23 protein-coding genes are annotated in these 25,682 nt (G+C 45.0%); 7 read left to right on the top strand and 16 right to left on the bottom strand.

The window, feature by feature from the left end; translation table 11 throughout:
* Positions 1-1,901, bottom strand: a 1,901-nt coding sequence (gene fusA / locus R7E51_RS19715; protein WP_318128314.1) for an elongation factor G, incomplete at its 3' end; no start/stop codon positions are given.
* A gap of 215 nt (positions 1,902-2,116) precedes the next feature.
* Entirely contained in the window at positions 2,117-3,496 is a 1,380-nt protein-coding gene (gene radA / locus R7E51_RS19720; protein ID WP_005386443.1) for a DNA repair protein RadA, read from the bottom strand.
* A 136-nt stretch (positions 3,497-3,632) separates the two neighbouring features.
* Here radA and R7E51_RS19725 point away from each other — a divergent pair, with 136 nt between their 5' ends.
* A complete protein-coding gene (locus R7E51_RS19725; RefSeq protein WP_017820431.1) occupies positions 3,633-5,981 on the top strand; it encodes a PilZ domain-containing protein in 2,349 nt (782 codons plus the stop codon).
* A 64-nt stretch (positions 5,982-6,045) separates the two neighbouring features.
* Here the strand turns inward: R7E51_RS19725 and serB are convergent, their stop codons facing one another.
* The gene (gene serB / locus R7E51_RS19730) at positions 6,046-7,026 is read right to left on the bottom strand and encodes a phosphoserine phosphatase (protein ID WP_005386439.1); all 981 of its coding nucleotides are present in this window, start codon (positions 7,024-7,026) and stop codon (positions 6,046-6,048) included.
* A gap of 91 nt (positions 7,027-7,117) precedes the next feature.
* Between serB and R7E51_RS19735 the strand changes: the two genes are divergently transcribed.
* The gene (locus tag R7E51_RS19735; protein ID WP_005391677.1) at positions 7,118-7,723 is read left to right on the top strand and encodes a YtjB family periplasmic protein; all 606 of its coding nucleotides are present in this window, start codon (positions 7,118-7,120) and stop codon (positions 7,721-7,723) included.
* Positions 7,724-7,818: 95 nt separating this feature from the next.
* On the opposite strand, the gene deoD is transcribed toward R7E51_RS19735, so the two are convergent.
* The 4 genes from deoD to deoC all read right to left on the bottom strand — a co-directional run bounded on the left by deoD (position 7,819) and on the right by deoC (position 12,173).
* Positions 7,819-8,538 carry a purine-nucleoside phosphorylase gene (deoD, locus tag R7E51_RS19740; protein ID WP_005380140.1) on the bottom strand — a complete coding sequence of 240 codons (720 nt, stop codon included), beginning with the start codon at positions 8,536-8,538 and terminating at the stop codon, positions 7,819-7,821.
* Between the two features lie 143 nt (positions 8,539-8,681).
* Positions 8,682-9,902 (bottom strand): phosphopentomutase, encoded by a 1,221-nt coding sequence (locus R7E51_RS19745; RefSeq protein ID WP_017820430.1) that lies wholly within the window; start codon positions 9,900-9,902, stop codon positions 8,682-8,684.
* Positions 9,903-9,967: 65 nt separating this feature from the next.
* On the bottom strand, positions 9,968-11,299 hold the full coding sequence (deoA, locus tag R7E51_RS19750; protein ID WP_017820429.1) for a thymidine phosphorylase: 1,332 nt from the start codon (positions 11,297-11,299) through the stop codon (positions 9,968-9,970).
* Positions 11,300-11,396: 97 nt separating this feature from the next.
* Positions 11,397-12,173: a deoxyribose-phosphate aldolase gene (gene deoC, locus R7E51_RS19755; RefSeq protein WP_005380133.1), complete on the bottom strand. Its 777-nt coding sequence runs from the start codon at positions 12,171-12,173 to the stop codon at positions 11,397-11,399.
* 90 nt (positions 12,174-12,263) lie between these two features.
* Here deoC and R7E51_RS19760 point away from each other — a divergent pair, with 90 nt between their 5' ends.
* Positions 12,264-12,398 carry a hypothetical protein gene (locus tag R7E51_RS19760; RefSeq protein ID WP_005391675.1) on the top strand — a complete coding sequence of 45 codons (135 nt, stop codon included), beginning with the start codon at positions 12,264-12,266 and terminating at the stop codon, positions 12,396-12,398.
* 358 nt (positions 12,399-12,756) lie between these two features.
* On the opposite strand, the gene R7E51_RS19765 is transcribed toward R7E51_RS19760, so the two are convergent.
* The 6 genes from R7E51_RS19765 to R7E51_RS19790 all read right to left on the bottom strand — a co-directional run bounded on the left by R7E51_RS19765 (position 12,757) and on the right by R7E51_RS19790 (position 18,041).
* Positions 12,757-14,040, bottom strand: a complete 1,284-nt coding sequence (locus R7E51_RS19765) for a NupC/NupG family nucleoside CNT transporter (protein ID WP_005380131.1) — start codon at positions 14,038-14,040, stop codon at positions 12,757-12,759.
* A 204-nt stretch (positions 14,041-14,244) separates the two neighbouring features.
* Positions 14,245-15,018, bottom strand: a complete 774-nt coding sequence (locus tag R7E51_RS19770) for a TatD family hydrolase (RefSeq protein WP_206957698.1) — start codon at positions 15,016-15,018, stop codon at positions 14,245-14,247.
* Positions 15,005-15,202, bottom strand: a complete 198-nt coding sequence (locus tag R7E51_RS19775; RefSeq protein ID WP_005380125.1) for a DUF5363 family protein — start codon at positions 15,200-15,202, stop codon at positions 15,005-15,007. The genes R7E51_RS19770 and R7E51_RS19775 overlap by 14 nt, the downstream gene beginning before the upstream one ends.
* Before the next feature lie 94 nt (positions 15,203-15,296).
* Positions 15,297-16,886: a peptide chain release factor 3 gene (gene prfC / locus R7E51_RS19780; RefSeq protein ID WP_005380123.1), complete on the bottom strand. Its 1,590-nt coding sequence runs from the start codon at positions 16,884-16,886 to the stop codon at positions 15,297-15,299.
* A 285-nt stretch (positions 16,887-17,171) separates the two neighbouring features.
* Positions 17,172-17,627, bottom strand: coding sequence for a ribosomal protein S18-alanine N-acetyltransferase (rimI, locus tag R7E51_RS19785; protein ID WP_005380122.1), 456 nt, complete (start codon positions 17,625-17,627; stop codon positions 17,172-17,174).
* A 12-nt stretch (positions 17,628-17,639) separates the two neighbouring features.
* On the bottom strand, positions 17,640-18,041 hold the full coding sequence (locus R7E51_RS19790) for a DNA polymerase III subunit psi (RefSeq protein WP_005380121.1): 402 nt from the start codon (positions 18,039-18,041) through the stop codon (positions 17,640-17,642).
* 159 nt (positions 18,042-18,200) lie between these two features.
* Between R7E51_RS19790 and R7E51_RS19795 the strand changes: the two genes are divergently transcribed.
* Entirely contained in the window at positions 18,201-18,647 is a 447-nt protein-coding gene (locus tag R7E51_RS19795; RefSeq protein ID WP_017820426.1) for a hypothetical protein, read from the top strand.
* A gap of 62 nt (positions 18,648-18,709) precedes the next feature.
* Here R7E51_RS19795 and R7E51_RS19800 read toward each other — a convergent pair whose 3' ends face one another.
* Together R7E51_RS19800 and ubiT are read right to left on the bottom strand one after the other, a co-directional pair.
* Complete coding sequence (locus tag R7E51_RS19800) at positions 18,710-19,213, bottom strand: GNAT family N-acetyltransferase (RefSeq protein ID WP_017820425.1); 504 nt, start codon at positions 19,211-19,213, stop codon at positions 18,710-18,712.
* The gene (gene ubiT / locus R7E51_RS19805; RefSeq protein WP_005394645.1) at positions 19,197-19,724 is read right to left on the bottom strand and encodes a ubiquinone anaerobic biosynthesis accessory factor UbiT; all 528 of its coding nucleotides are present in this window, start codon (positions 19,722-19,724) and stop codon (positions 19,197-19,199) included. The genes R7E51_RS19800 and ubiT overlap by 17 nt, the downstream gene beginning before the upstream one ends.
* Positions 19,725-20,087: 363 nt before the next feature.
* On the opposite strand from ubiT, the gene R7E51_RS19810 reads away from it, so the two are divergent.
* From R7E51_RS19810 to R7E51_RS19820, 3 genes are all read left to right on the top strand, one after another.
* Positions 20,088-22,127: a sensor domain-containing protein gene (locus R7E51_RS19810; protein ID WP_017820424.1), complete on the top strand. Its 2,040-nt coding sequence runs from the start codon at positions 20,088-20,090 to the stop codon at positions 22,125-22,127.
* Between the two features lie 133 nt (positions 22,128-22,260).
* Entirely contained in the window at positions 22,261-23,274 is a 1,014-nt protein-coding gene (gene ubiU, locus R7E51_RS19815; protein ID WP_005386427.1) for a ubiquinone anaerobic biosynthesis protein UbiU, read from the top strand.
* Positions 23,275-23,294: 20 nt separating this feature from the next.
* Positions 23,295-24,173, top strand: a complete 879-nt coding sequence (locus R7E51_RS19820) for a U32 family peptidase (RefSeq protein WP_021034024.1) — start codon at positions 23,295-23,297, stop codon at positions 24,171-24,173.
* A 51-nt stretch (positions 24,174-24,224) separates the two neighbouring features.
* On the opposite strand, the gene R7E51_RS19825 is transcribed toward R7E51_RS19820, so the two are convergent.
* The gene (locus tag R7E51_RS19825) at positions 24,225-25,571 is read right to left on the bottom strand and encodes an MATE family efflux transporter (RefSeq protein ID WP_017635889.1); all 1,347 of its coding nucleotides are present in this window, start codon (positions 25,569-25,571) and stop codon (positions 24,225-24,227) included.
* Positions 25,572-25,682 lie beyond the last annotated feature (111 nt).

A 25,682-nucleotide genomic window follows, 5' to 3' on the forward strand; every position in this document is an offset into this window, starting at 1 on the left:
GCTTGTTGGTCTTTGATCATACCACGACGACGGTTAAGGTCACCGATTACGTCACCAACGTGATCTTCTGGAGTGAACACGTCAACTTTCATGATTGGCTCAAGAAGTTGCGCGCCAGCTTTAGGCATAGACTGACGGAATGCACCTTTCGCTGCGATTTCGTAAGCGATAGCTGAAGAGTCAACTGCGTGGAAACCACCGTCGAATAGTTCAACTTCAACGTCTAGAGTAGGGAAGCCAGCTAGAACACCGTGCTCCATCATTGACGCAAAGCCTTTCTCAACTGCAGGCCAGAATTCTTTAGGTACGTTACCACCAACAACTGTAGATTTGAACGTGAAGCCAGAGTTTGGCTCACCTGGTTTGATGCGGTAGTCGATCTTACCGAACTGACCAGAACCACCAGACTGTTTCTTGTGCGTGTAGCTATCTTCGATTGCTTGAGTGATAGTTTCACGGTAAGCAACCTGTGGAGCACCAACTTCTAGCTCAACGCCGTAAGTACGCTTAAGGATATCTACCTTGATGTCTAGGTGAAGTTCACCCATACCTTTCAGGATAGTTTCGCCTGAATCTTCATCAGTCTCAACTTGGAATGATGGATCTTCTGCAACCATTTTACCGATCGCGATACCCATCTTCTCAGAACCGCCTTTATCTTTAGGCTTAACTGCGATAGAGATTACTGGATCTGGGAAGATCATTGGCTCAAGAGTACATTCGTGCTTAGGATCACATAGAGTGTGACCAGTTTGAACGTTCTTCATACCAACTACAGCGATGATGTCACCAGCTTGTGCTGAATCGATTTCGTTACGCTCGTCCGCGTGCATCTCAACCATACGGCCGATACGCTCTGTTTTACCAGTTGCAGAGTTAAGGATTGTGTCACCTTTCTTCATCTTACCAGAGTAGATGCGGATAAAGGTTAGAGCACCGAAGCGGTCATCCATGATCTTAAATGCAAGAGCACGTAGTGGCTCGTCTGCAGATACAGTCGCAACTTCACCAGTTGGCTCACCAGTCTCTGAATCAGTTAGAGGCTGTGGATCAACTTCTGTTGGAGATGGTAGGTAATCAATTACCGCGTCAAGAATAAGTTGGATACCTTTGTTCTTGTACGCTGAACCACAGTAAGTTGGGAAGAATGCTAGATCACGAGTACCTTTACGGATACAACGTTTGATGTCTTCTAGAGATGGCTCTTCGCCTTCTTCTAGGTAAGCCATCATTAGATCTTCGTCTTGCTCTAGAGCAGTTTCGATTAGCATTTCACGGTATTCAGCAGCTTTCTCTACCATGTCTGCTGGAATATCTTGAACTTCGTAGTTCTCTGGTTGGCCAGACTCATCCCATACGTAAGCTTGTTGGCTTAGTACGTCTACAACACCTACGAAATCTTCTTCGATACCGATAGGTAGAGTCATAACTAGAGGTGTAGCACCTAGTACGTTCTGTACTTGATCTACAACTTTGTAGAAATCTGCGCCCATACGGTCTAGTTTGTTAACGAAGATCAGACGTGATACGTGTGATTCGTCAGCGTAACGCCAGTTAGTTTCTGACTGAGGCTCAACACCACCAGAACCACAGAATACACCGATACCACCGTCAAGTACTTTTAGAGAACGGTAAACTTCGATAGTGAAGTCAACGTGTCCAGGAGTATCGATGATGTTTAGACGGTGATCGTTCCAGAAACAAGTTGTTGCTGCAGACTGGATTGTGATACCACGCTCAGCTTCCTGCTCCATGAAGTCAGTAGTAGTTGAACCGTCGTGAGTGTCACCGATCTTATGGATCTTACCAGTTAGCTTTAGGATACGCTCTGTAGAGGTAGTTTTACCCGCGTCTACGTGAGCAAAAATACCAATGTTTCTGTATTTTGATAAATCAGTCATTGTCTTACTCTGTTAATAAGGTATAAAGTGCGCGCAGAGTATATCACATTCTGTCAATACTGATACCCTTGCGTGCGGATGGAAGAAAAAAAATTTTAACGTGAAATTTCCGTCCCCAAAGCATAGTCAAACACAGCAATTTATGTACTTTATTCGCATTTTATTGAGGACGGATAGAACAGTTTGTGATTGCACAAATACCATTCTTATGAGCATTACAGCTCGTCAAAAGCCTCTATCGCTTCCGACAATTTCTTAACGCCGTGAATTTGCATGCCAGGGATGCCACCTTTCGGCATGTTGGCTGCTGGCACGATGGCTTTCTTGAAACCATGTTTGAACGCTTCATTCAAACGCTCTTGCCCACTTGGCACTGGACGGATTTCGCCCGCAAGCCCTACCTCACCAAAAATCACCACATCTTTAGGGAGTGGACGGTCACGAAAACTCGATAAAAGCGCCATAACTAAAGCAAGATCAGCGCTTGTCTCCGTCACCTTAACACCGCCAACCACATTAACAAAGACATCTTGGTCTGCCATTTGTAAGCCACCATGCTTATGCAACACAGCGAGCAAAAGTGATAGGCGGTTCTGCTCCAAGCCGACCGCAACACGACGAGGGTTGGCTAACTGCGAGTAATCCACCAGCGCTTGAATCTCTACTAGTAGAGGGCGCGTGCCTTCCCAAACCACCATGACTGAAGAGCCTGATGTTTCTTCTTCACCACGAGAAAGGAAGATTGCTGATGGGTTACTCACTTCCTTCAACCCTTGGCCTGTCATTGCAAAGACACCAAGCTCATTCACAGCGCCAAAACGGTTTTTATGACTACGCAAAGTGCGGAATCGGCTATCCGTTCCACCATCGAGTAGTACCGAACAGTCGATAATGTGTTCAAGAACTTTGGGGCCCGCAAGGGTACCATCTTTTGTTACATGACCAACAATAAATACCGCAACATTATTCTGTTTTGCGTATCGTGTCAGAGCCGTCGCAGATTCACGTACCTGAGCAACACTGCCAGGCGACGATTGAACATCAGAAACGTGCATCACCTGAATCGAGTCTATTACCATTATACGAGGCTGCTCTTTTTCGGCGATTTGGCAAATTTTGTCGACGTTCGTTTCCGATAGCATTTTTAAATGATCTTTCGGCAAGCCTAATCGGGAAGCACGCATTGCCACCTGCTGTAACGACTCTTCACCGGTTACGTAAAGCGTTGGCATTTGCGCAGATAAACTACACATGGTTTGCAACAGAAGGGTTGATTTACCAGCGCCAGGGTTACCACCAATCAAAATTGCGGCACCTGGCACAACACCACCACCCAATACGCGGTCAAGCTCTTTAAACCCACTGGTGAAGCGAGGTACTTCTTGCAGATCAATTTCGGATAGCGTTTGAACCGTTGCTTCTGTTGCGGAACCAGCGTAGCCACTTAAGCGTTCGTTGCGAGCAACGGTTGGCGATGCAGCGATACGTACTTCTGTTATCGTATTCCATGCACCACATGCGTTACACTGCCCCTGCCAACGGGGAAAGTCCGCGCCACAATCATTACAAACATACGCTCGTTTTGCTTTCGCCATGATGCCTCAATTTTTTCTACAAATGTGACTAAGCACAGCCAAGTCAGACCTGAACTGAAATGAACTATTGATATACTTAAGTATTACTTCGCTTAGCCGATACAATTTAAAGTAACGACATACTCTAACAGAAATAATGCAGCAATCTGAAATTCTCTCGCTCGCAGAACGACTCATTCCCGTTTACGGTACGAATGACTTTGACTTTGTCCTTGGCCAACTGACCGAGGAAGAGCCGCCTTCGGCCAAAATTTTGGTTAAAATGGAACTTAACCGCTTAATGGCTCCATGCAAAAAAAGTATTGATTTGCGAGGTCGCGTTCAAGGCGAATGTCGCGAGTATATTTTGGATGGTATTCCACATTGGTTGGATGATGTTGCTTTCAACGCTTACCATAAAAACATCAAAAAGTTTGGCTGCTACACGGAAGGAATGTGGGAAGCATTGGTCAACACGCGAAATAACTTTCGCGTAATGAGCAAGCGCCTTACTCAGCAAAAAACGCAATCGTTAACGGATCCTAAAAGCCCGTTCTTAGCAGAACCCGTTCACCTAGGCTACGATTTAAAGCGCCAAGAAAAACGCTTGAAAGTCCAATCTCAAGTTGAAATTTGCCGTTCTAAAGGACAGCTTCTTCATGGATTAAGCATTGATTTATCTAGCTCTGGCGCAAAGTTCAAAGTCCCTAGCGCATTTAAATATAACCTTGGGGAAATTATTCAGGTCACGTTTACTGAATTTGCCAGCAAATCTAACGTTGCAGGTATAGAGAAACCGCTTGCATACCGCATACTCGCGGTTGATGACTGTTACGAAAATGACTCAGTTCGATACCTCAGAACCATACGCTTAACTGATACCAATGTCGTCACCAGAGTGATAGATGAAGCGCTCAACAGTGCTGTTAAAAGGGCTCGTCACGACAATCAAGACAAGATTATTCGAGCTCGAACTCGCGGTTATGAGCACATCGCACTAAAGCACACCAGCAGCTTGCCTCTATTCTTTGATGGTAGTGACCTAAAATTAGCAATGTTAACGCCAAACAATCAAAAGCTTTGGCAATACTGGCACGATGAGAGAAACCAGCAAATGTTTGGTTCCTTATTCAACGAGCAACGCATCGCGTCACTCATTAAGCCTGGTGTTAAAGGAACAACCAATGTCCTTTATTCATTTACTCACGAGCACGAGAATCGAACCTATTTCTATTCGATGTTTCGCCCAGAAGCAACTCGCGAACAGCGCCAGCTATTTTGGCATTTAGGTGGCAAACGAGAGAGTTGGCGCGCCTTTAGAATTTCAATCTTTGAACTATCAGAGCAAGAACAGGAAGACCTAGCAGCATTCTCTCCAGAGTTGGCAGAAACGTCTCAATCACTGACCCATATTGGTATTTTGCAAGAAATTGCTGACGAAAAGTCAGGGCAGGATTACCTGCTAACTGAAAAGCCGCGCTTACCCGCTAATACATTAAACGCGTTTCGCCATCCGAGAAGAGTTATCGGCAATCCAAAGGGCATTTATTTTGATGCAAAGTCTCGTCGAAAAGAGCCTCGTTATCGTTTTAAAACACCTTTAGAGTTGTACTCAGGACAGACTAAAACAGGCGGCAGTACTGTTGACCTTTCCAAACGAGGACTCGGAATTAGGCTAAGTGAGCCCACGATGTTACGTTCTGGGCAAGAGGTAAGAATCAACTTTCGAGAATTACAACTCTACGATAAAAAATTGCCGTTAATGTCGGTGCCATACCGAGTAATTCGTGTAAGCCCAGACGGTTGTAGCGTGCAGCTAGTTATTGATGAAAGCAGCCAAACCATGAAGGTAATCGCTTTTTTCAACAGCATTATCGAGCACAATCAAGACAAGCTAATCCCGCAAAAAGAGACGCTACCAAGTAATGCTCTACTTGAAAGGCTACACTGCATGTTGCTCTCGCGTACGCTGAGCACGCCCATTTTTATCAGTAAGAGTACGTCATCTTCAATCAAAACCCCCGTTATCGGGGTGAACTTGCCGCTACCTAAACACATTGAGCTTTTTGCCCGTCTTGGGCATGACCAACTGTTGTCACTTGAACCTATCTTTAAAGGCCGGACAAGCACATTAATCGCAGAGCCAATAAAACGTGTAGAAGGTGCTCAAGCCAGACATCAGGATATCTACATAAGCGCCGCAAAAGTAGGCAATAAAATTACAGGCATTGAGTCAAAGCTTCATCAAGAGTTCAACAGCGTAAAAGAGCGGATTCAATTTATAAAGAAAGCGCGAATGATGGGTGACTTTTACGTGCTTCGCCTTTCTACTGCACCAATTTTCGATCCGATGACATCATTACTGCAACAAGATTTAAGTGACTTAACCCAATTTGGTGTACATCAAGCGAGCAAGTTAGAAAAAGAGTTGACGGCGCTCGTTGGTTACAGTGAATTTGAAGACATTACTGAAGAGGTTGTAATTAGATTGGAGTTAACCGAGTAAATTCAAAGTCATACCAAATTGAAAAAAAAACACCGCCTTTCTGGCGGTGTTTTTGAATGGATGGTTAAGGTTTAGCTTTCCAGCTGACCTTTTGCTGCTTCACCAATGCGCCAGATAAAATACAGAGCACACCGCCCAACCCAGCAAAGCGAATCGCAGATTGCGCTTGAGCTTCCACTTTTGGTTTTGCGTGATACGCAATCCCTAAGCCCGCCACCGACATCATCACAAGATCATTAGCGCCATCACCGACAGCGACCGTGTTGTGTTGCTCAATTTCATATTCATCCGCCAATTCCACTAGAATGTCTGACTTCATCTGCGCCGTTACCACGTCGCCAAGTACGTTACCCGTGAGTTTGCCGTCAATAATTTCTAATTGATTGGAACGAGCAAAATCTAGGTCGACTTTATCTTTGATGTAATCAGAGAAGTAAGTAAAACCACCGGAGGCAATCGCTGTTTTCCAGCCCAAGGCTTTCAACGTCGCAATTAGCGCTTCAAAGTCCGGCATGAATGGTAACTGGGAACGAACTTGTTCAAGAATTGATTCATCGGCACCTTTGAGCTTACCAACTCGCTGACGTAAACTTTGCTCAAAATCCAGCTCACCTTGCATGGCACGTTCAGTGACTTCAGCGACCTCATCCCCTACTCCTGCCAGTTTCGCGATTTCATCAATACACTCTATCTGGATCGCCGTTGAATCCATATCAAATACAATCAACCCTTGGGTTGATAGATCGGGCACTTCATTAAGCGAGGCGTAATCTAGGTTGAGACTTTGTAAGATCGTTTCATGTTGAGGAGTCAACTCTCCGGCCATCAGGGCTACTTCATATTGGCCAACTTTCCACGTTTCTAGTATCGGGTTGTAAAAGCCGGTGAAGAAATCAATGTCTTCGAAGTGACTTGGCGAAAGGTACTCAGCAAATACGATCCAGTTTGCTTTTGCTTTATCTAATTGGGAGGCAAATCGAGTCTCGGGTAATCGTTTTAAAAGTGTCGTATGTTTTCTGATAGGCAAGCTTTTTGACGCGTCCATGTATATAATCCCTTATGACTTTGCTAAAACGTTACCTCAACAAACTAAAAAGGCAAGTCTTTGTTTTATTTTAAATGGATGAGTAAAGAGCATGAGTGAATCTTTGTTCTCAGTAAGGAATGCCCTAAGAATTCTGGCACTAATCCTGCTGTGTGTGATGTTGTTTATCACAATAAAAAACAGTGTTGTGATCAGTAAGGGTAATGAGAAAATTCAAGCACAACAGCTTGAAACACTCACCAAAGTTTTGATTTCACAGGCGTCTCTTTCTGCCAGTGAGATGATTTTAACTAAAGATCAAGAACGATTACTTCAGCTAACAAACCAGCTAGCACAAGACCGTTTAGTGTTTGATGCAACAATCTACGATGCACAGGGTGTACGTTTAGCGTCTAGTGAAGAGGCATTATCGGTACGCGAAGTTCTTGGCCTGGATACGCCTTTGGCAACAGCTTCCATTGGTCGCCAGCAGTTGGTTGAACCAGTGTTTGCAGATGGTGCGCTTATCGGTTTTGTTCGCGTGACCTTTGAGACGGGCCGGGTGACGGCTATTTCTGACCACCACTATCGCAAGAGCGATCGTTATATGTACATGATGGTCTTAATGAGCTTTGTCTGTGGCATGTTGTTCATCTTGATTTTACGTCGACAACCGATACGTCGTAAAAAAGCGCCAAACCTGCTGCTAACCAAGTAACTAGGTAGCGCTAACAACTCATATAAAAACAGCCCGCAATGTGCGGGCTGTTTTTTTAGCTCTTGAGAGCGAAAAATAGAATGACTCTTCGTCGCTTACTCTTCGTCACCAAGCAATACTGAATCTAGTGCAATTAGCATCATGTCGTTGAATGTCGTTTGACGCTCGTCAGATGTAGTCTGTTCGCCAGTCTTGATATGATCAGAAACCGTACAGATTGTCAGAGCTTTTGCACCGTATTCTGCCGCAACACCGTAAATACCAGCCGCTTCCATTTCAACACCAACAATGCCGTACTTGTCCATTACATCGAACATTTCTGGATCTGGCGTGTAGAAAAGCTCTGCTGAGAATAGGTTACCAACTTTAACGTCAATACCGCGAGCTTTTGCAGCGTCTTCTGCCGCACGAACCATGTTGTAGTCTGCGATTGCCGCGAAGTCATGACCTTTAAAGCGGATACGGTTCACTTTAGAGTCAGTACATGCACCCATGCCGATCACAACATCACGCACTTTGATGTCTTCATTCACTGCGCCACAGCTGCCAACACGGATGATTTTCTTCACGCCGAAGTCTTTGATTAGTTCAGTCGCGTAAATCGAGCATGATGGGATACCCATACCGTGGCCCATTACCGAGATCTTACGGCCTTTGTATGTACCTGTGTAACCAAACATATTACGAACGTCACACACTTGAACGACATCTTCAAGGAAAGTCTCTGCGATGTATTTTGCACGTAGTGGATCACCAGGCATCAGTACGACGTCTGCAAATGCACCCATTTCAGCATTGATATGTGGAGTTGCCATTTTCTTTTCCTTAACCTTTCTCTAGCGCTCCGCGCTTAAGGCGATATAAGCCAGAGTATTCTCATTTCCGACAAGCAGCATTTACATACTGCAAACATAAAACTAGGAGCAATCAAGCTCCTAGTTTTCAAAAACCTAACTAATTATAGGAAGTTCTTACCGTAATCCATTGGAGAAGTACCGAAGTAACTTGCCAATGTTTGACCGATATCTGCGAATGTTTCGCGGCGGCCAAGAGAACCAGCTGGTACTTTTTGACCATAAACCAATACTGGGATGTGCTCACGAGTATGGTCAGTGCCTGGCCATGTTGGGTCACAGCCGTGGTCTGCCGTTAGGATAAGCACATCGTCTTCTTCCATAATCTCTAGCACTTCGTTGATGCGACCATCGAAGTACTCAAGTGCCGCCGCGTAACCCGCTACGTCACGACGGTGACCGTAAGCTGAGTCGAAGTCTACAAAGTTAGTGAATACGATCGTGTTGTCGCCCGCTTCTTTGATTTGCTCTAGCGTTGCTTCGAACAATGCAGGGATACCTGTCGCTTTCACTTTCTTAGTGATGCCGCAGTTTGCGTAGATATCAGCAATCTTACCAATAGAAACCACGTTGCCTTGCTTCTCATCAACGAGCTTCTGAAGAACCGTTGCTGATGGTGGCTCTACAGAAAGATCACGACGGTTACCTGTACGCTCAAATTGACCTTTACCAGCACCAACGAATGGGCGCGCGATAACACGACCAATGTTGTAATCTTCTAGCTCTTCACGTGCGATTTGGCAAAGCTCTAGTAGACGGTCTAGACCGAAAGTCTCTTCGTGACATGCGATTTGAAATACAGAGTCAGCAGACGTGTAGAAGATTGGTTTGCCAGTCTTCATGTGCTCTTCACCAAGATCGTCAAGAACTTGAGTACCAGATGCGTGGCAGTTACCCAGGAAACCGTCAAGACCTGCACGCTCAAGAATGCGGTCAGTCAATTCTTTCGGGAAGCTGTTTGCTTTGTCAGTGAAGTAACCCCAGTCAAACAAAACAGGAACACCTGCGATTTCCCAGTGACCAGACGGCGTGTCTTTACCTGAAGAAAGCTCTGCTGCATGACCGTATGCACCAATGATTTCAGCGTCTGCGTCTAGTCCAGGTGCGAAGCGACCTGTCGATTCTTTATGCGCCATTGCCAAACCAAGTTTCGATAGATTTGGAAGGCGAAGTGCACCTTGGCGATTGTCGTTATCTGCTAAGCCTTTTTCACATTGGTCAGCGATGTGACCTAGTGTGTCTGAACCTACATCACCAAATTCTTTAGCATCGGCAGTTGCACCGATACCGAATGAGTCTAGTACTAAAATAAATGCTCTTTTCATTGCTCGTTCCTTAGGCCCACTCGGCTTTTTATTATGGTTGAGTAGGCCTTGTGTAATTACTTGTTCTATTGGATATCTTCTGCACGAATTTGGCGGTAAACCTCTGGAGTTGGTGTGTATTCACCACCTACTTTGATTGCACTGCGCAGTGCTTTTGCCGCTTCTTCCCATTGCTCTTCAGTGCGAGCGTGGATAACCGCAAGAGGTTTATCACTGTCTGCGACCTCACCTAGGCGGATGAACTCGTCGAAACCAACTGCGTAGTCGATTTCATCAGTAGCAACTCGACGACCACCACCCATAGCAACCACAGCCATGCCGATAGCACGTGTATCCATTGCAGAGACAATGCCCGTTTCTGTTGCGTAAACTGGCTTGATGATTTCTGCTTTTTCTAAGTAGTTGTCGTAGTTTTCTACGAAGTCCGCAGGACCGCCTAAGCCAGCAACCATCTTGCCGAAGCACTCAGCCGCTTTGCCGTTATCCAGCACTTCCATCAGTTTTGCGCGTGCGTCTTCTGTGTTCTCAGCAAGCTTGCCAAGTACTAACATTTCAGCACATGAAGCCATGGTCACTTCAAGTAGACGAGGGTTACGGTATTCACCCGTTAAGAAACGAACCGCTTCACGAACTTCCACTGCGTTACCCGCTGAAGACGCCAATACTTGGTTCATGTCCGTAAGAATTGCCGTAGTCTTAGTGCCAGCACCGTTTGCTACCGCAACGATTGATTTTGCTAGCTCTTCAGACGCTTCGTAAGTTGGCATAAATGCACCTGAACCCACTTTTACGTCCATCACTAGCGATTCCAGACCCGCCGCCAGTTTCTTAGAAAGGATCGACGCCGTAATCAGGGAGATATTGTCTACCGTTGCGGTAATATCACGAGTCGCGTAAACACGCTTATCCGCAGGAGCAAGGTCACCAGTTTGACCGATGATCGCCACACCAGCGTCTTTGGTTACTTGACCAAAAACATCGTTGCTCGGCGTAATGTTGTAACCAGGGATAGATTCAAGTTTATCCAGCGTACCGCCTGTATGACCAAGACCGCGGCCAGAGATCATAGGTACGAAACCGCCACACGCTGCCACCATTGGGCCAAGCATTAAAGAAGTTACGTCACCCACACCACCGGTTGAGTGTTTGTCGACAATTGGACCACCGAAGTTCATGTGGCTCCAGTCGATAACCATGCCCGAATCACGCATTGCACACGTTAAGGCGATGCGCTCATCCATGGTCATTTCATTAAAGAAAATCGTCATAGCAAACGCCGCAATCTGACCTTCAGATACCGTGTTGTTCGCTACGCCTTGAATAAAGAAGTTGATTTCGTCTGCGGTAAGTACTTCACCGTCACGTTTTTTACGAATGATTTCTTGTGGTAAATACATTAGTGCCTCCCAAGCTCTTTTGAGCCATGGTTGTAGTAGGATAGAAGAGGTTTGGTAGCACCCGTTTAGGTGCTACCGTTCAGACGTATTATTGGAATTAGTACGCTGTTGGATCAGCGACGTCGTCCGATACTTCTAATGTATTTAGTAGGTTGGTTAGCAGGCTAGACGCACCAAAACGGTAGTGACGAGCATCAACCCAGTTGTCACCTAGGATTTCGTCAGCCATTGCTAGGTATGCTGCTGCGTCTTCAGCAGTGCGCACACCACCTGCTGGTTTGAAACCAACAGTTTCTGCAACACCCATGTCGCGAATAACTTCAAGCATCATGCGAGCGTATTCTGGTGTTGCGTTTACTGGCACTTTACCAGTTGAAGTTTTAATGAAGTCAGCACCTGCTTCAATACAGATTTGAGATGCTTTCTTGATTAGTGCTTCTTCTTTTAGTTCACCTGTTTCGATGATCACTTTAAGAAGAATGTCACCACAAGCTTCTTTACATTGCTTAACTAGTTCGAAGCCTACTTTCTCATCACCCGCCATTAGCGCGCGGTAAGGAAAAACTACGTCAACTTCGTCTGCACCGTAAGCAACCGCCGCTTTTGTTTCAGCAACTGCGATTTCAATGTCGTCGTTACCATGTGGGAAGTTCGTTACTGTTGCAATACGAACCTCTGGCGTACCTTGCTCACGAAGTGTCTTCTTAGCAATAGGAATAAAGCGAGGGTAAATACAAATTGCAGCTGTGTTGCCTACTGCTGTTTTCGCGTCATGACATAGTGAGATCACTTTTGCATCAGTGTCATCGTCATTCAACGTAGTTAGGTCCATAAGTTTAAGTGCACGTAGCGCTGCTGCTTTTAAATCGCTCATTTCTATCTCCGATCAATATTCAAAAAATTCACTACTCAGCCTTACATCACGTCTTTAACTATAATCAACAAGTCGAGACAATGTGAGTAAATGGCTAAACAGTCTATTAATGAACGGACTTGGTTCCCTGAAGACTCGGCATATACAGCGAAAATTTATCATATGCCAATTGCTATCCTTGTCACCGCACAGTACCAGTTTGGCCTATGGCACAACAATCTATGATTGCGGTGTCTTTAATATCACATCACAAAGCAAAACGCCTATTAGATCTGATATTGCAGGGCAATTCATTTGCCCATCGATTATGTAATATTCATTACGTGATTAAGAATCAAGCTTAACCACTATCCTGTGATTAATACATTATAGAGTTTCACCGCAAAACTGTAGCACCAAATAGAGCGCAAACGGTTTGTATCTCAAAATTTCCTAGCCCCTATTCCATTGACTGCGTAATACCTCGACTAAGGCAAACACCCGATGAAATTTTGGAGCCCGAAAAACGAAAAATGCCCCGCAGCAATCTCTTGCTACAGGGCATGATGTAAAACGGCGTCTATATATTAAGAACCGATTCTAATTATAGTGCTGCAAGGCTTAAGCAGAAGCCTGCAATTGTCGCTGCCATAAGGTTAGACAACGTACCTGCAAGAACTGCTTTAACACCCATGCGAGCGATGTCACTACGACGGTTTGGTGCAAGGCTACCTAAACCACCAAGTAGAATCGCGATAGAAGAAAGGTTCGCGAAACCACATAGTGCGAATGAGATGATAGCTGTTGTCTTCTCAGACATTACTTCACCAGTTGCCGCGATTACTTGAGCGTTTTCACCTAGGTATGGTGTGAAGTTCAAGTAAGCAACGAATTCGTTCACTACGATTTTCTGACCGATGAATGAACCAGCTGTTACAGCTTCTGCCCATGGAACACCGATTAGGAATGCTAGTGGAGAGAACGCGTAACCTAGGATTAGCTCTAGTGTTAGTTCTGGCATGCCGAACCAACCACCGATGCCACCTAGCATACCGTTGATTAGCGCGATTAGACCAACGAATGCGATTAGCATTGCACCTACGTTAAGCGCAAGTTGTAGACCAGAAGCCGCACCGCCCGCAGCTGCGTCGATTACGTTAACTGGTTTGTCGTCACCGCCGTCCATCGCTTCTTCGATACTTTCGTGAGGCTGGTCAGTCTCTGGGTGAAGGATTTTAGCGAACAGTAGACCACCTGGTGCTGCCATGAATGATGCCGCAACTAGGTACTCTAGTGGAACACCCATAGATGCGTAACCAGCTAGTACACCACCAGCAACAGAAGCTAGACCACCACACATTACCGCGAATAGCTCTGATTGAGTCATTTTTGGAACGAATGGGCGAACAACTAGAGGTGCCTCAGTTTGACCTACGAAGATGTTAGCTGCCGCTGACATTGATTCCGCACGCGAAGTGCCTAGCGCTTTTTGTAGTGCGCCACCAAGAATCTTGATAACCCATTGCATAACGCCAATGTAGTAAAGAACTGAAATCAGTGCAGAGAAGAAGATCAGTGTAGGAAGAACACGGAATGCGAAGATGAAACCGCCGCCGCCGAATACTTCGAACATCTTGTCAGAAACAAGACCACCGAACAGGAATGATGAACCATCGTTACCGTAGTTGATAACGTTAGAAACACCTGAAGAGAAACCGTTTAGTAGATCACGGCCCCAAGGTACATACAGAACAAATGCACCTAATGCGAATTGGATAGCGAATGCGCCACCCACAGTTCTAAAGTTGATAGCTTTTCGGTTGTTAGAAAATGCCACTGCAATCGCAAGAAGCACTACCATACCGATTAGGCTCATAAACAGGCTCATAGTTTATGACTTCCTTATAAGTTATTTATTGGCGTGTTACAAAATGGAGCTATAAAGCGGGGGCAATTATACTCATGCAGAATCAATTAAAGTAATGCCAGCCTCACACTTTCCTATAAGATTCATGATTGATTCAACCAGCTTTGTGAGTTAATTCACAATAAGCAGGAAAACGTTTTCGATTTCAAACCACATCTTTAGATTTTATTCACATATCGAGAAAGCAAAATTGCTATTTTTCCACAGTTGAGAGGCAATCGATTGCTTTCGGCCGTTATGCAACTCTACGAGCTCATTAAAGACGTGAATGAGTTTGGCTGGGTGATTTGACTCCCCTTGATATCCAAGTATAGGCATATCTGGTGCGTCTGTTTCGATTACTAGGTTTTCGAGTGGTAATTTTTGAATTGCGTCGCGTGTTTTCTTGGCTCTTGGGTAGGTAATCGTTCCTCCTACACCGATAAAAAAACCTAATTTGACCCACTCCATGGCTTGCTGATAACTCCCAGAAAAAGCGTGTAGCACACCACCTCTAGGGAGATTCGCCGCTTTCACCATTTGAATGAGGCGATTGTGCGCTTTTCGGCTATGTAAAATAACTGGGAGTTCGAAGCGTCTAGCCAGCTCAAATTGAACTTCAAGTATCTTTTCTTGCAACTGTGGATCAACATCAATGGCAAAATCTAAACCACACTCTCCTATTGCCACGCACTGCTGCCCTTTTTGATTTAGATAGCCTTCTAGCTCTGTAAGGTGCTGCTCAACGTTATCTTCAAGAAAATACGGATGAAAGCCGAGCGCATAATACAAATTGGCATGTTGCTCTACCAAAGTTTGAATACGAGCCCAGTTTTGCGGACCGACGGAAGGAATCAAAATTCTTGCGACGCCTTGCGTTTGAGCAAGCTCAAGTTGATGTGCAAAGTCATCTTGAAACACATCAAAATCAAAGTGGCAGTGCGTATCAAAGAGCTTCATCTTGACGCTTTTTATCTGTATCTGCGGGCAGAAAATCAGAGGATGGTTGGGCTTCACTCTTCTCTTCAGTTTGATGGGCTGGGTCTTTTCGATATGGGACACAACTGCGTTTCTGATCGGGAGTTAACCCCATCTCTTTACACCAGTTGTCGTAACGCTTTAGCCCACGTTTAAACCAATTCATATCTTATCCTTATATAAAAACGCCCTTGGCTAAGTTTATAGCCAAGGGCGTTTTAAAATCTAGCTTGCGTTACGGCTTACCCTAACCGCGCAAATTAGTGCTCACGTGTCGCACGGAAATCAACGTCAGGAAAACGCTCTTTCGCTAAGTTTAAGTTAACCATTGTTGGAGCGATATACGTTAGGTTATCACCACCATCCAATGCTAAGTTCGCTTGATTCTTGCGTTGGAACTCATCCAGTTTCTTCGCATCACCACACTCAACCCAACGCGCAGTTGCAACGTTAATGCCTTCATAAATCGCTTCAACGTTATACTCAGACTTCAAACGAGCCACAACAACATCAAACTGAAGTACACCAACGGCACCAACGATCAGATCGTTGTTCTGTAGAGGACGGAATACCTGTACCGCACCTTCTTCTGATAGCTGAACCAAACCTTTGAGAAGCTGCTTCTGCTTTAGTGGATCTTTCAGGCGAATACGACGGAATAGTTCCGGAGCGAAGTTCGGAATACCAGAGAACTTCAGTGATTCACCTTGCGTAAAGGTATCACCAATCTGAATAGTGCCGTGGTTGTGTAGACCAATGATGTCACCGGCGTAAGCGTGTTCTGCACGTGCACGGTCACCAGCCATAAAGGTTACTGCATCAGAGATACTCACTTGCTTGCCAAGACGAACGTGGTTCATCTTCATACCTTGCGTGTAAGTGCCCGATACAATACGCATGAATGCGATACGGTCGCGGTGTTTTGGGTCCATATTCGCTTGGATCTTAAATACGAAACCAGAGAACTTCTCTTCAGTCGCTTCAACTTCACGTTCAACCGCTTGACGAGTTTTCGGCGCTGGAGCCCATTCAGTTAGACCGTCTAGCATATGATCCACACCAAAGTTACCTAATGCAGTACCGAAGTAAACTGGCGTCAGGTCACCTGTTAAGAACATTTCCAAATCAAACTCAGGGCAAGCACCCATAACAAGCTCAAGCTCTTCTCGAACACTTTCCGCAAGGCCTGCACCAACTTTTTCATCAAGCTCTGGGTTATCGAGACCTTTGATGATTCGAACTTCTTGAATCTCATGACCGTGACCTGATTCGTATAAAATCGTTTCATCACGGTGAATGTGGTAAACACCTTTAAACTCTTTACCACAGCCGATTGGCCATGTGATTGGCGCACACATCATGCCCAATTCGTTTTCTACTTCATCCAATACTTCCATTGGATCACGAACGTCACGGTCAAGTTTGTTCATGAAGGTTACGATTGGCGTGTCACGTAGACGTGTAACTTCCATTAGTTTACGAGTACGGTCCTCAACACCTTTCGCTGCATCGATAACCATCAGACATGAGTCAACTGCCGTTAGAGTACGGTAAGTATCTTCCGAGAAGTCTTCGTGTCCAGGCGTATCAAGTAGGTTTACCAGACAATCGTTGTAAGGGAACTGCATTACAGAAGTAGTAACCGAGATACCACGTTCCTTTTCCATTTCCATCCAGTCTGATTTTGCGTGCTGTGCGTTACCACGACCTTTAACCGTACCTGCTTTTTGGATCGCGTTTCCGAATAACAGTACTTTTTCAGTAATGGTGGTTTTACCCGCATCCGGGTGAGAAATAATAGCGAACGTTCTGCGCTTAGACACTTCGCCTAAAAAAAGGGGATTTGACATTAGTTAATCTTCTAAATTACTTTCATGCTCACAAAATAGGCAAGCATATCTACTATTCGATATTGTGCGGTATTCTCGCTTATTATCGCTGTGCTAGCAAACTGGAAAGACATGAACTGAATTTACTCGGCTCACCAGCCTTTACCTGCAACTAACAAGGGAAAGCCAGCTCCACACAAAGAGATGTAAAAATTCAAAAAATTATTATTACATATTCAAAAGCCTCGAATCCGGATACGCATTTAAAGCATAAGTGTTGATGAGGTAATTAGTAACGGCCTAAAACTAACTCAAAAATAAGTAACTCATGATAATGGCGTCTTCCTTACCATTTCCCGATTTAGCTGGGTAATAGTTGTAACGACGGTCCACTTCATTAAAACCTGCTTGCTCATAAATATGGATAGCTGGGTGATTACTTTCACGCACTTCTAACCAAGCACTCTCTGCTTTGGCTTGTTCACAGTATTCAATAAACGCGTCCAGCAATTTTTGCCCTAGCCCTCTGCCCTGTTGAGAAGGCGCTACTGCAATATTTAATAGTGTCACTTCTCCAACAATATTCTGTCCATAGAAGTAACCAACCACTTGAGAGCCTTCCAGCATCACATGATGGCAAGCACCGCGACTGGATAAGTCACGAACCAAAGATTCGGCCCAAGGGTGAGAATGTGCTTGCTGCTCGATTTGCCAAACTTGGTCGAGGTGCTCTGCACGCATCGGCGTAATTTCAATTGTCACGCATTAGCTCCGTTAAGAAGAGTACGAACAGATTTGTTGCCACAATGCGCGGCGCTGTTCGTTATTACCATCAATATCTTGTAATAGTGGCGAGGTCAGGTGCTTTGCCTTGATGCTTTGATCAGCCTCACAGCCTGCAAACCACACCCACTCTAGCTGATGTTCACCCAGCATGGATAAGCGCTCAGGCTCTAGGTGTAGCGCATCATCAAGCGTGAGCTTAATGCTTTTTAATACGCGCTCAAACATCAATGCCGTCTCGTTTTCTGGACATATTGGCGATACCAATAGGAGTTTACATGAACTTTGCAAATCCAATAATGGCGATTGATAGCCTTCCAGTCTTTCAGGGTGTACCAGCTCCCATGTGCTGATCCCCATTTCACGTAAATACTGTTTCTCGTTAATTGACATTTTCCGTCACCTATTTGAACGAGGGCAATCCTATCAAATTATCGCGATTATACCTAAAGGACTTCAAGGGACACCTGAACACAATGAGATGATTTGGATATTCCTGAACATAGCGTTTTGCCAACGGCCACACATTGGGTATGACATATGAGGTACATTATGAAATTCTTAAATACGCTACTACTTTGCACACTGGTAGCCGCCACCAGCGTGAGTGTTTTTGCTAATAACAGCGATGAGTGGGAGCTGATTGCAACGAAAACCGTTAACTTTCATACAGAAACAGATACCGTGACACCAAATAGCCTATTCCGAAACCGAAGCTTCAGTAAAATAAAACTAAAATGTGTGCAAGGAACGGTAGACATTAATAGTTTAAAAGTCGTCATGACAGATGGTAGTGAGAAAAAGCTTTCCTCGATGGGCGTACTAACAAGCGGATTGTCGACTCGTGCCTGGAGCCTTCCAGGCACAAAAGAAGCCAAGCTAAAACAGATTGAAATGACTTACAGTAGCTGGGGAAGCACAAAACTTAGCCTGCTAGGGGTAAGTAAAAAAGCGAAAATAGAGGTCTGGGGCAAAAAGAAAAGTAACCCGTCATCGTAACCTCCCTATCTCAGTTTTCAGTGAATAAGAAAGAAGCCCACATAGTCGTGGGCTTCTTTCATTTACAGTTCAGAGAACTCTGGCGCATAGTCTATACGTCCGGAGCGTCCGGCACATTGACCTTCGACCAACTCTGCGATTCGAAATGCACCTTTAGGGACATCCCAAGCACATTCAAAGCCCATCTCGTCGCATGATTGAAAACCCTGGCGCGCGTAATAATCAGGATCGCCCAACACCACACACACTGGATAGCCAAAATCACGCAGTGAATCAAAACCTTCTTTGATCAACTCTGCAGCGATGCCTTGGCGACGGTAATCTTCATGAACAGCTAATGGCGCTAGCCCTTGCCATGACAAATCTTCACCATTTAAGGTCACAGGGCTAAATAAAGCATGGCCTATCACCTCTCCCTCATCTGTACACGCGACTAAGGAAAGCGTGAATTTGCTGTTTTCGCGCAAACGCATCACAAGCTCAGCTTCAGCTTCCGTCGGGAAGGCGTGTTTCAATAAGCGGTCAATGGTAAGAATGTCCGCTGGGGCTTCAGTTCGAATAAGCATTCGCTACTCCGGTTGGTTGTGCAGGCGCTTGAACTCCTTTCTGAACAAAATCAGCCAATTGATTCAAAGCGACTTGCATTGCTTTCGGTAACTGCTCTAAGTCGACACTGTCCATTAAGTTTTTCACTTCTAAGCCAAGCTCAGTATCACCTTCAATTGAAAGGCGACGTTGGAAGAACAGTGTGTCAGGGTCTTCTTTACGACCAGCAATCAGTACTAGGTCGTTTAGATTACCACTAAAACTCACATCTTCCTGAACTGGTTTTTCAGCTACCACCAATTTTTCGTCTTGATAGCTGATGTACCATGCTAAGTTCAAGTCTTTAATCGCAACTTTTAACCACTTGTCTTCAAGGAACTCAAAGTCACCATCTTCCAAGGCTTCTTTAAACACCATTTTTAGCCCTTCTAGCAACGCTTTTTGCTGAATTGGCTGTGGTAATAACTGGACTGGAGAACGCAAAATATTAGCTGCGTTCTTTACTAGTTGACTGCGAATCTTGTTTAACACGTTCATTATCCGTTACTTTGTCATTAGGTTGCTTATATTAAGCAATCGTGGCGATGAGATTACTGTTATGTATCAATAAAGTGCTTATTTTAGATTGGTGGTTTATTGCTCACTAACGCTTCTTTTTTTGAACTTACGTGTATTATTGATGCGAACAGGTGGATAAACACTTTTACAACCGTATTTTCAAAGTTATAGTTATCTGAGCGTATCCATGTGATTGTCGACTGCACAGCTAAAACCGCGAGCCCTTTAATGGCAAGTAACACTTTGGCTTGGTGGTAGATCGCCGCAGGCTTATCAGGGTGTCGCTTTTTATACACGGACGAATAATCTGGCTCATTGGAGATCGGTAATACCCTAATGCCTTCCCAGCAATTAAAACATTGGTTTGCCACGCTAACCTCAAATAGCCCTTTCTTCTTTGCCATTCTTGATAAAAAACACAATTATCGAATGGTAAGTGACCGTTACTGCGATATCGCAGGTTTAAGTCATGAGGAAATCGTCGGCTTAAACGATTGCCAAGTGCTGGGTGAGCAGTTTTATAAGAAGCTTGCACCATACTATCAGCGCGCGTTCAAAGGGGCACATGTCGAAGCCGAAATCACGCTCGATGAAACCGACCTTGAAACCAGTCTTCACTTTAGCCTTTCGCCAGTTTTTGAAGATAACGACATTCGCTTTGTTGTTTTTCACGCTGTCGATACTTCAGAAAAGCAGATACTCGTTCGCTCCTTAGAAGAGTCCGAAAGTAAGTTTGCGAAGTTAACACAACTGCTACCAGACGGATTACTGCTTATCGAAGATGATATTGTCATCTCTGCGAACCCCGCATCAGCGCGCCTTCTCGGACTTAACTCTCCTCATGAATTGTTGGGCGAAGAGCTAAGTCGTTTATTCATCGATGAAAACAGTAAAAAGGTATTTAGTCATCGATTGAGTACATTAATTTCTGACAAACCTTTTGTCTGCTTAACCAGTGCAAGATGCGGCTTTGAACGGAAAGTTCAGCTACACGCGGATTCCACGGCGATATTAGGTAGCGAATCTCAAATTATCCTAATCCAAGATGCTGATGATGCGCCCAAAAACCTGTCTTCTGCATCGAATGAAGACATACACATTGACTCGCTCACCAAACTCTACAACCGCTTTGGCTTCACCAAACGTTTGGAACAGCTGATCAAAAAGCAAACACCGCTTCTGGTGTTCTATTTGGATATCGATAACTTCAAAAACATTAATGACTCACTTGGTCACCATATTGGCGATAAAGTGATTCAAGAGGTATCGGCCCGTCTTAAACGGTTACTACCAAACCAAGCGATTATTGGTCATTTGGGTGGCGATGAGTTTGGCGTCATTCTGCCGGAGCCAGAAAATACCCGCATGGCTGAAATTTTGTCCGATCGCATTATCTCGTTGATCAACCAACCTTTCGACTTGCACCACTTCAGTAAACGCCTTGCCTGTTCAATTGGTAGCGTTCGATACCCTGAAGACGGACAAGATGCACGAATCCTACTACAAAATGCCGATACTGCGATGTATGAAGCCAAAGATCGTGGTAGAAATCGTCTGATCAAATTTAACGATCAAATGAACAAAGAAGCGCGTATGCGTTTGTGGCTTGAAATCGAACTGCAAAAAGCATTGCAGCAGAACGGTTTGGAAGTGTGGTATCAACCTAAGGTTAACGCGCGAGACTTCAGTATCAACGGCGCAGAAGCGCTCGTTCGTTGGAAGCATCCAGTCGAAGGGTACATTAGTCCTGGCTCATTCATTCCTGTCGCCGAGCGCGCTGGGTTAATCGAACACCTTGGACGTGTCGTGATGCGTGATGTTTTCAATACGGTAAAACGTTGGAAGCAACAAGGCATACTGCCAGGCCGTGTCGCCATCAACCTCTCTCCCGAGCAATTTGGCAACCCACAGCTGATCGACTTTATGGAAAAGCTGCTTCGCACTACCGAGCTTGATCCAAGCTGCATTACCTTCGAGCTAACCGAAAGTGCCGTGATGAGTGATAGCGAACATACACTGCAAATGTTGAATGCGATTAAAAAGCTTGGCTTCGCTCTCTCTATCGATGACTTTGGTACCGGCTACTCTTCTCTTTCTTACTTAGCGCGTTTCCCTATTGACGAGCTAAAAATCGACCGCGCTTTTATTAATGATATCGACACACTACCGAAACAAGTCACTGTGATTGAAAACATCATTAATCTGGGTAAGTCGCTCGACTTAACTGTCGTTGCCGAGGGGGTGGAAACCCACCAGCAAGCTACTTTGCTCTCTAACCTTCAATGTAATGCGATTCAAGGATTCCATTTTTATCGCCCGCAGCCAAAACATGAAATTGAAGAGCTGTTTGTACAGAATCGTCGTCACAAGAACTAACCCCGACCCGATCCCCTTACTCGCAAGGGGTAAATATCGACTTTATTGAGCTAAACCTAACTTAGGTCAATTTCGCTATTCATAATTCTTCATAAAATGCGGGCACCTTTTTATTCTCAATGATTGTGAGCATATGGAACTCTTGTGTCCCGCGGGTAACCTGCCTGCGTTAAAAACTGCGATTGATTGCGGTGCCGATGCCGTCTACATTGGTTTCAAAGATGATACCAACGCCCGTCACTTTGCTGGCCTAAACTTTAACGGCAAAAAGTTAGAAAAAGCGGTGCAATACGTTCATGACCGCAATAAAAAAATTCATGTCGCGTTGAATACCTTCGCTCATCCCAATGGCTTCGAGCGCTGGACGAACGCAGTAGACAATGCAGCGGCACTGGGTGTAGACGCGCTGATTGTTGCAGACATTGCAGTGCTGGAGTACGCGGCTCGCAAATATCCCGATCTGGAACTACACCTTTCAGTGCAAGCATCAGCGACCAACGTCGCAGCCATTGATTTTTACAAACAAAACTTCAACGTAAAACGGGTAGTGCTACCCCGCGTTTTATCGATTCATCAGGTCAAACAGCTCTCACGCAACATCACTAGCGATGTCGAGTTAGAAGTCTTTGCTTTTGGTAGCCTTTGCATCATGTCTGAAGGTCGCTGCTACCTATCGTCATATATGACAGGCGAGTCTCCAAACACTGTGGGAGCATGCTCTCCAGCTAAGTACGTTCGCTGGCAAGAAACAGAAAATGGTCTGGAATCCCGCCTTAACGACATTTTGATCGATCGCTACAGCGCCGGTGAAAATGCGGGCTACCCTACCTTGTGTAAAGGTCGTTTCGAAGCAGAAATCGAAGGCGAGAAAAAACGCTACCACGCACTGGAAGAACCAACCAGTTTGAACACCCTCTCTATGCTGCCAGAACTATTTGCTGCAAATGTGGCGTCTGTAAAAATTGAAGGTCGCCAACGTAGCCCAGCTTACGTAGAACAAGTCACTCGAACATGGCGAGCCGCGATTGACCGTTACCAAGCAAACCCAGAAGCTTATCAAGTCGAAGCGGCTTGGGATGCCGCATTGGCAAACGTGTCTGAAGGTACGCAGACCACACTTGGTGCTTATCACCGCAAATGGCAGTAGAGGTTAAGATGGATAATTCAATGAAATACGCGCTTGGCCCGCTGTTGTACTTCTGGCCAAAACAAGACATCGAAGCGTTTTATGAACAAGCGAAATCAAGCTCCGCGGACATCATCTATCTTGGGGAAACCGTATGTTCAAAACGTCGAGAAATGAAGCCTTCGCATTGGCTTGAAATCGCAAAAGAGCTGTCTGCATCTGGCAAGCAAGTGGTGCTATCAACAATGGCACTACTAGAAGCTCCGAGTGAAGTAAACATAATGAAGAAGTACATCGACAACGGTGACTTCGCGATTGAAGCAAATGACGTATCTGCTGTTCAATTGGCATCAGAGCATAAAGTGCCTTTCGTCGTTGGCCCTGCAATCAATACTTATAACGCACACACGCTCAACTTATTTTTGAAGCAAGGTATGATGCGTTGGTGCATGCCTGTCGAGCTATCTCGCGAATGGTTAAACGATACTTTAGTTCAGTGTGACGAGCTTGGTATTCGTAACAAGTTTGAAGTTGAGGTATTTAGCCACGGTTATTTGCCTTTAGCGTATTCCGCTCGCTGTTTCACAGCCCGAGCTGAAAACCGAGCGAAAGACGATTGCGAAACCTGCTGTATCAAATACCCTACGGGTATCCAGGTCAGCAGCCAAGAAGGGCAAGAAGTCTTTAACCTTAACGGCATTCAAACACAGTCAGGGTATTGCTACAACCTCATCAATGACTTACCTACTATGAAAGGGCTGGTTGATGTGGTCCGGTTAAGCCCTCTTGGTATCGACACTTTTTCAGAGTTAGAGCGTTTTCGCTCAAACGAATACGGCGATAATCCTGAAAAGCTCGAAAGCCGCCAATGCAATGGCTATTGGCATCAACTAGCGGGCTTAGAAGTAAAAACCATTTAATCCTTAAAGATAAAAGCGAGGCCTAGCCTCGCTTTTATCTGTTAGCTTTTGTTAGCAGGCTTGCACCCTTGGTTCGACAGAACTCTCATTAAGCAGCTTTTTCACATCTCGCCACAACATACTGATCACGACCAAACTCAATGCAATGTTAGACAATGGGAAAGCTAACCAAATACCTGTCACGCCGAAAAGTTTCGGCATAATGAATAAGAATGGCAACTGGACCAGCATGTTGCCTAGTGTTACAAACATAGCTTTGCTGCCTTTGTTTACTGATTGATAGTACGCGGCCGCCACAACTAAAAAACCATCTAAGAACAACGCAAACATGTGTAAACGAATCCCGATCACGGTGCTATCAATCAACTGTTGGTCAGCATTATTAAACACCGCAACCAGTTCGTACGGGAAAAGGTTCATCAAAACAACGAACGCCACCCCACCAAGCACAGATGTCCCCATCGCGACCTTTAATAACTTTCTGATGTTCTCCTGATTACGTGCACCGTGGTTGAAGCTCACTAAAGGCTGCATACCATTCGCAATTCCTTCTGCTATCAGATAGTAAACCGTCACGATGTACCCCAAAATGGCGTACGCTCCGATCAACATTGCACTTCCGTATTGAGCAAATAACGCGTTGTGCAGTGCCACCATCACAGAGCCGTAGGCGTACATAAAGAAACTTGATGTACCTATCATGATAATCTTTGGTGCAGCATCAACCTGAACTTTGAAGTCGCGGATACGAAGGCGTAATGTTGCTTTTGAAGTAAAGAAGTAACCAATACCGAGCACAGTGACCACTAATTGTGCAAGTGCAGTGGCAATAGCGGCTCCGGTTAACTCCCACTCCAACCAAGCAATAAATACGTAGTCTAATACAATGTTAATAACGGCACCGATGACCATCAAAATCGTTGCTAAGTTCGGGCTGTCGTCATTGCGTAATAAAAACGGAACTGCGATAGAACCCAACGTGAATACGCACGCGACAATCAGAATATGCAAATATTGCAGCGCAAGTTCAAACACTCGCCCTTCCGCACCTTGCCAGCGAATAAATTCATCCGAAAACAAGAACAATATTGTAGCAACGATCGGCATCAATGCCGCTAACAACGTCAATCCGGTCGTTAGGATTCGCTTAGCGCCTTCATGATCGTTCTCTCCTTGCTTGATCGAAGTCAGCGCGCCAGTCCCCACCCCAATCATCATTCCTATACCGAGGATCGAACCGATAATAGGCCACGCAACATTGATCCCAGCTAATCCGTCAGCGCCAACATAACGGCCAATAAAAATGCCATCAACTATTTGATACAAACCGTTTACGAGCATTGCTGCGACGGTTGGAATCGTATATTTCCAAAACTGTCTATAAATTGAGTTTTGCATGACTGTCACCAGTAGTTAGCAAAGCTAACCATTTAATTAGCAAGGCTAACTAAATGGTTAAATTAAATAAAAGAAAGATGAAACAACAAAAACTAAACCATACAGCTGAGG

The sequence above is a fragment of the Vibrio sp. Vb1166 genome (assembly GCF_033338695.1).
GTDB classification, from domain to species: Bacteria; Pseudomonadota; Gammaproteobacteria; order Enterobacterales; family Vibrionaceae; genus Vibrio; species Vibrio alginolyticus.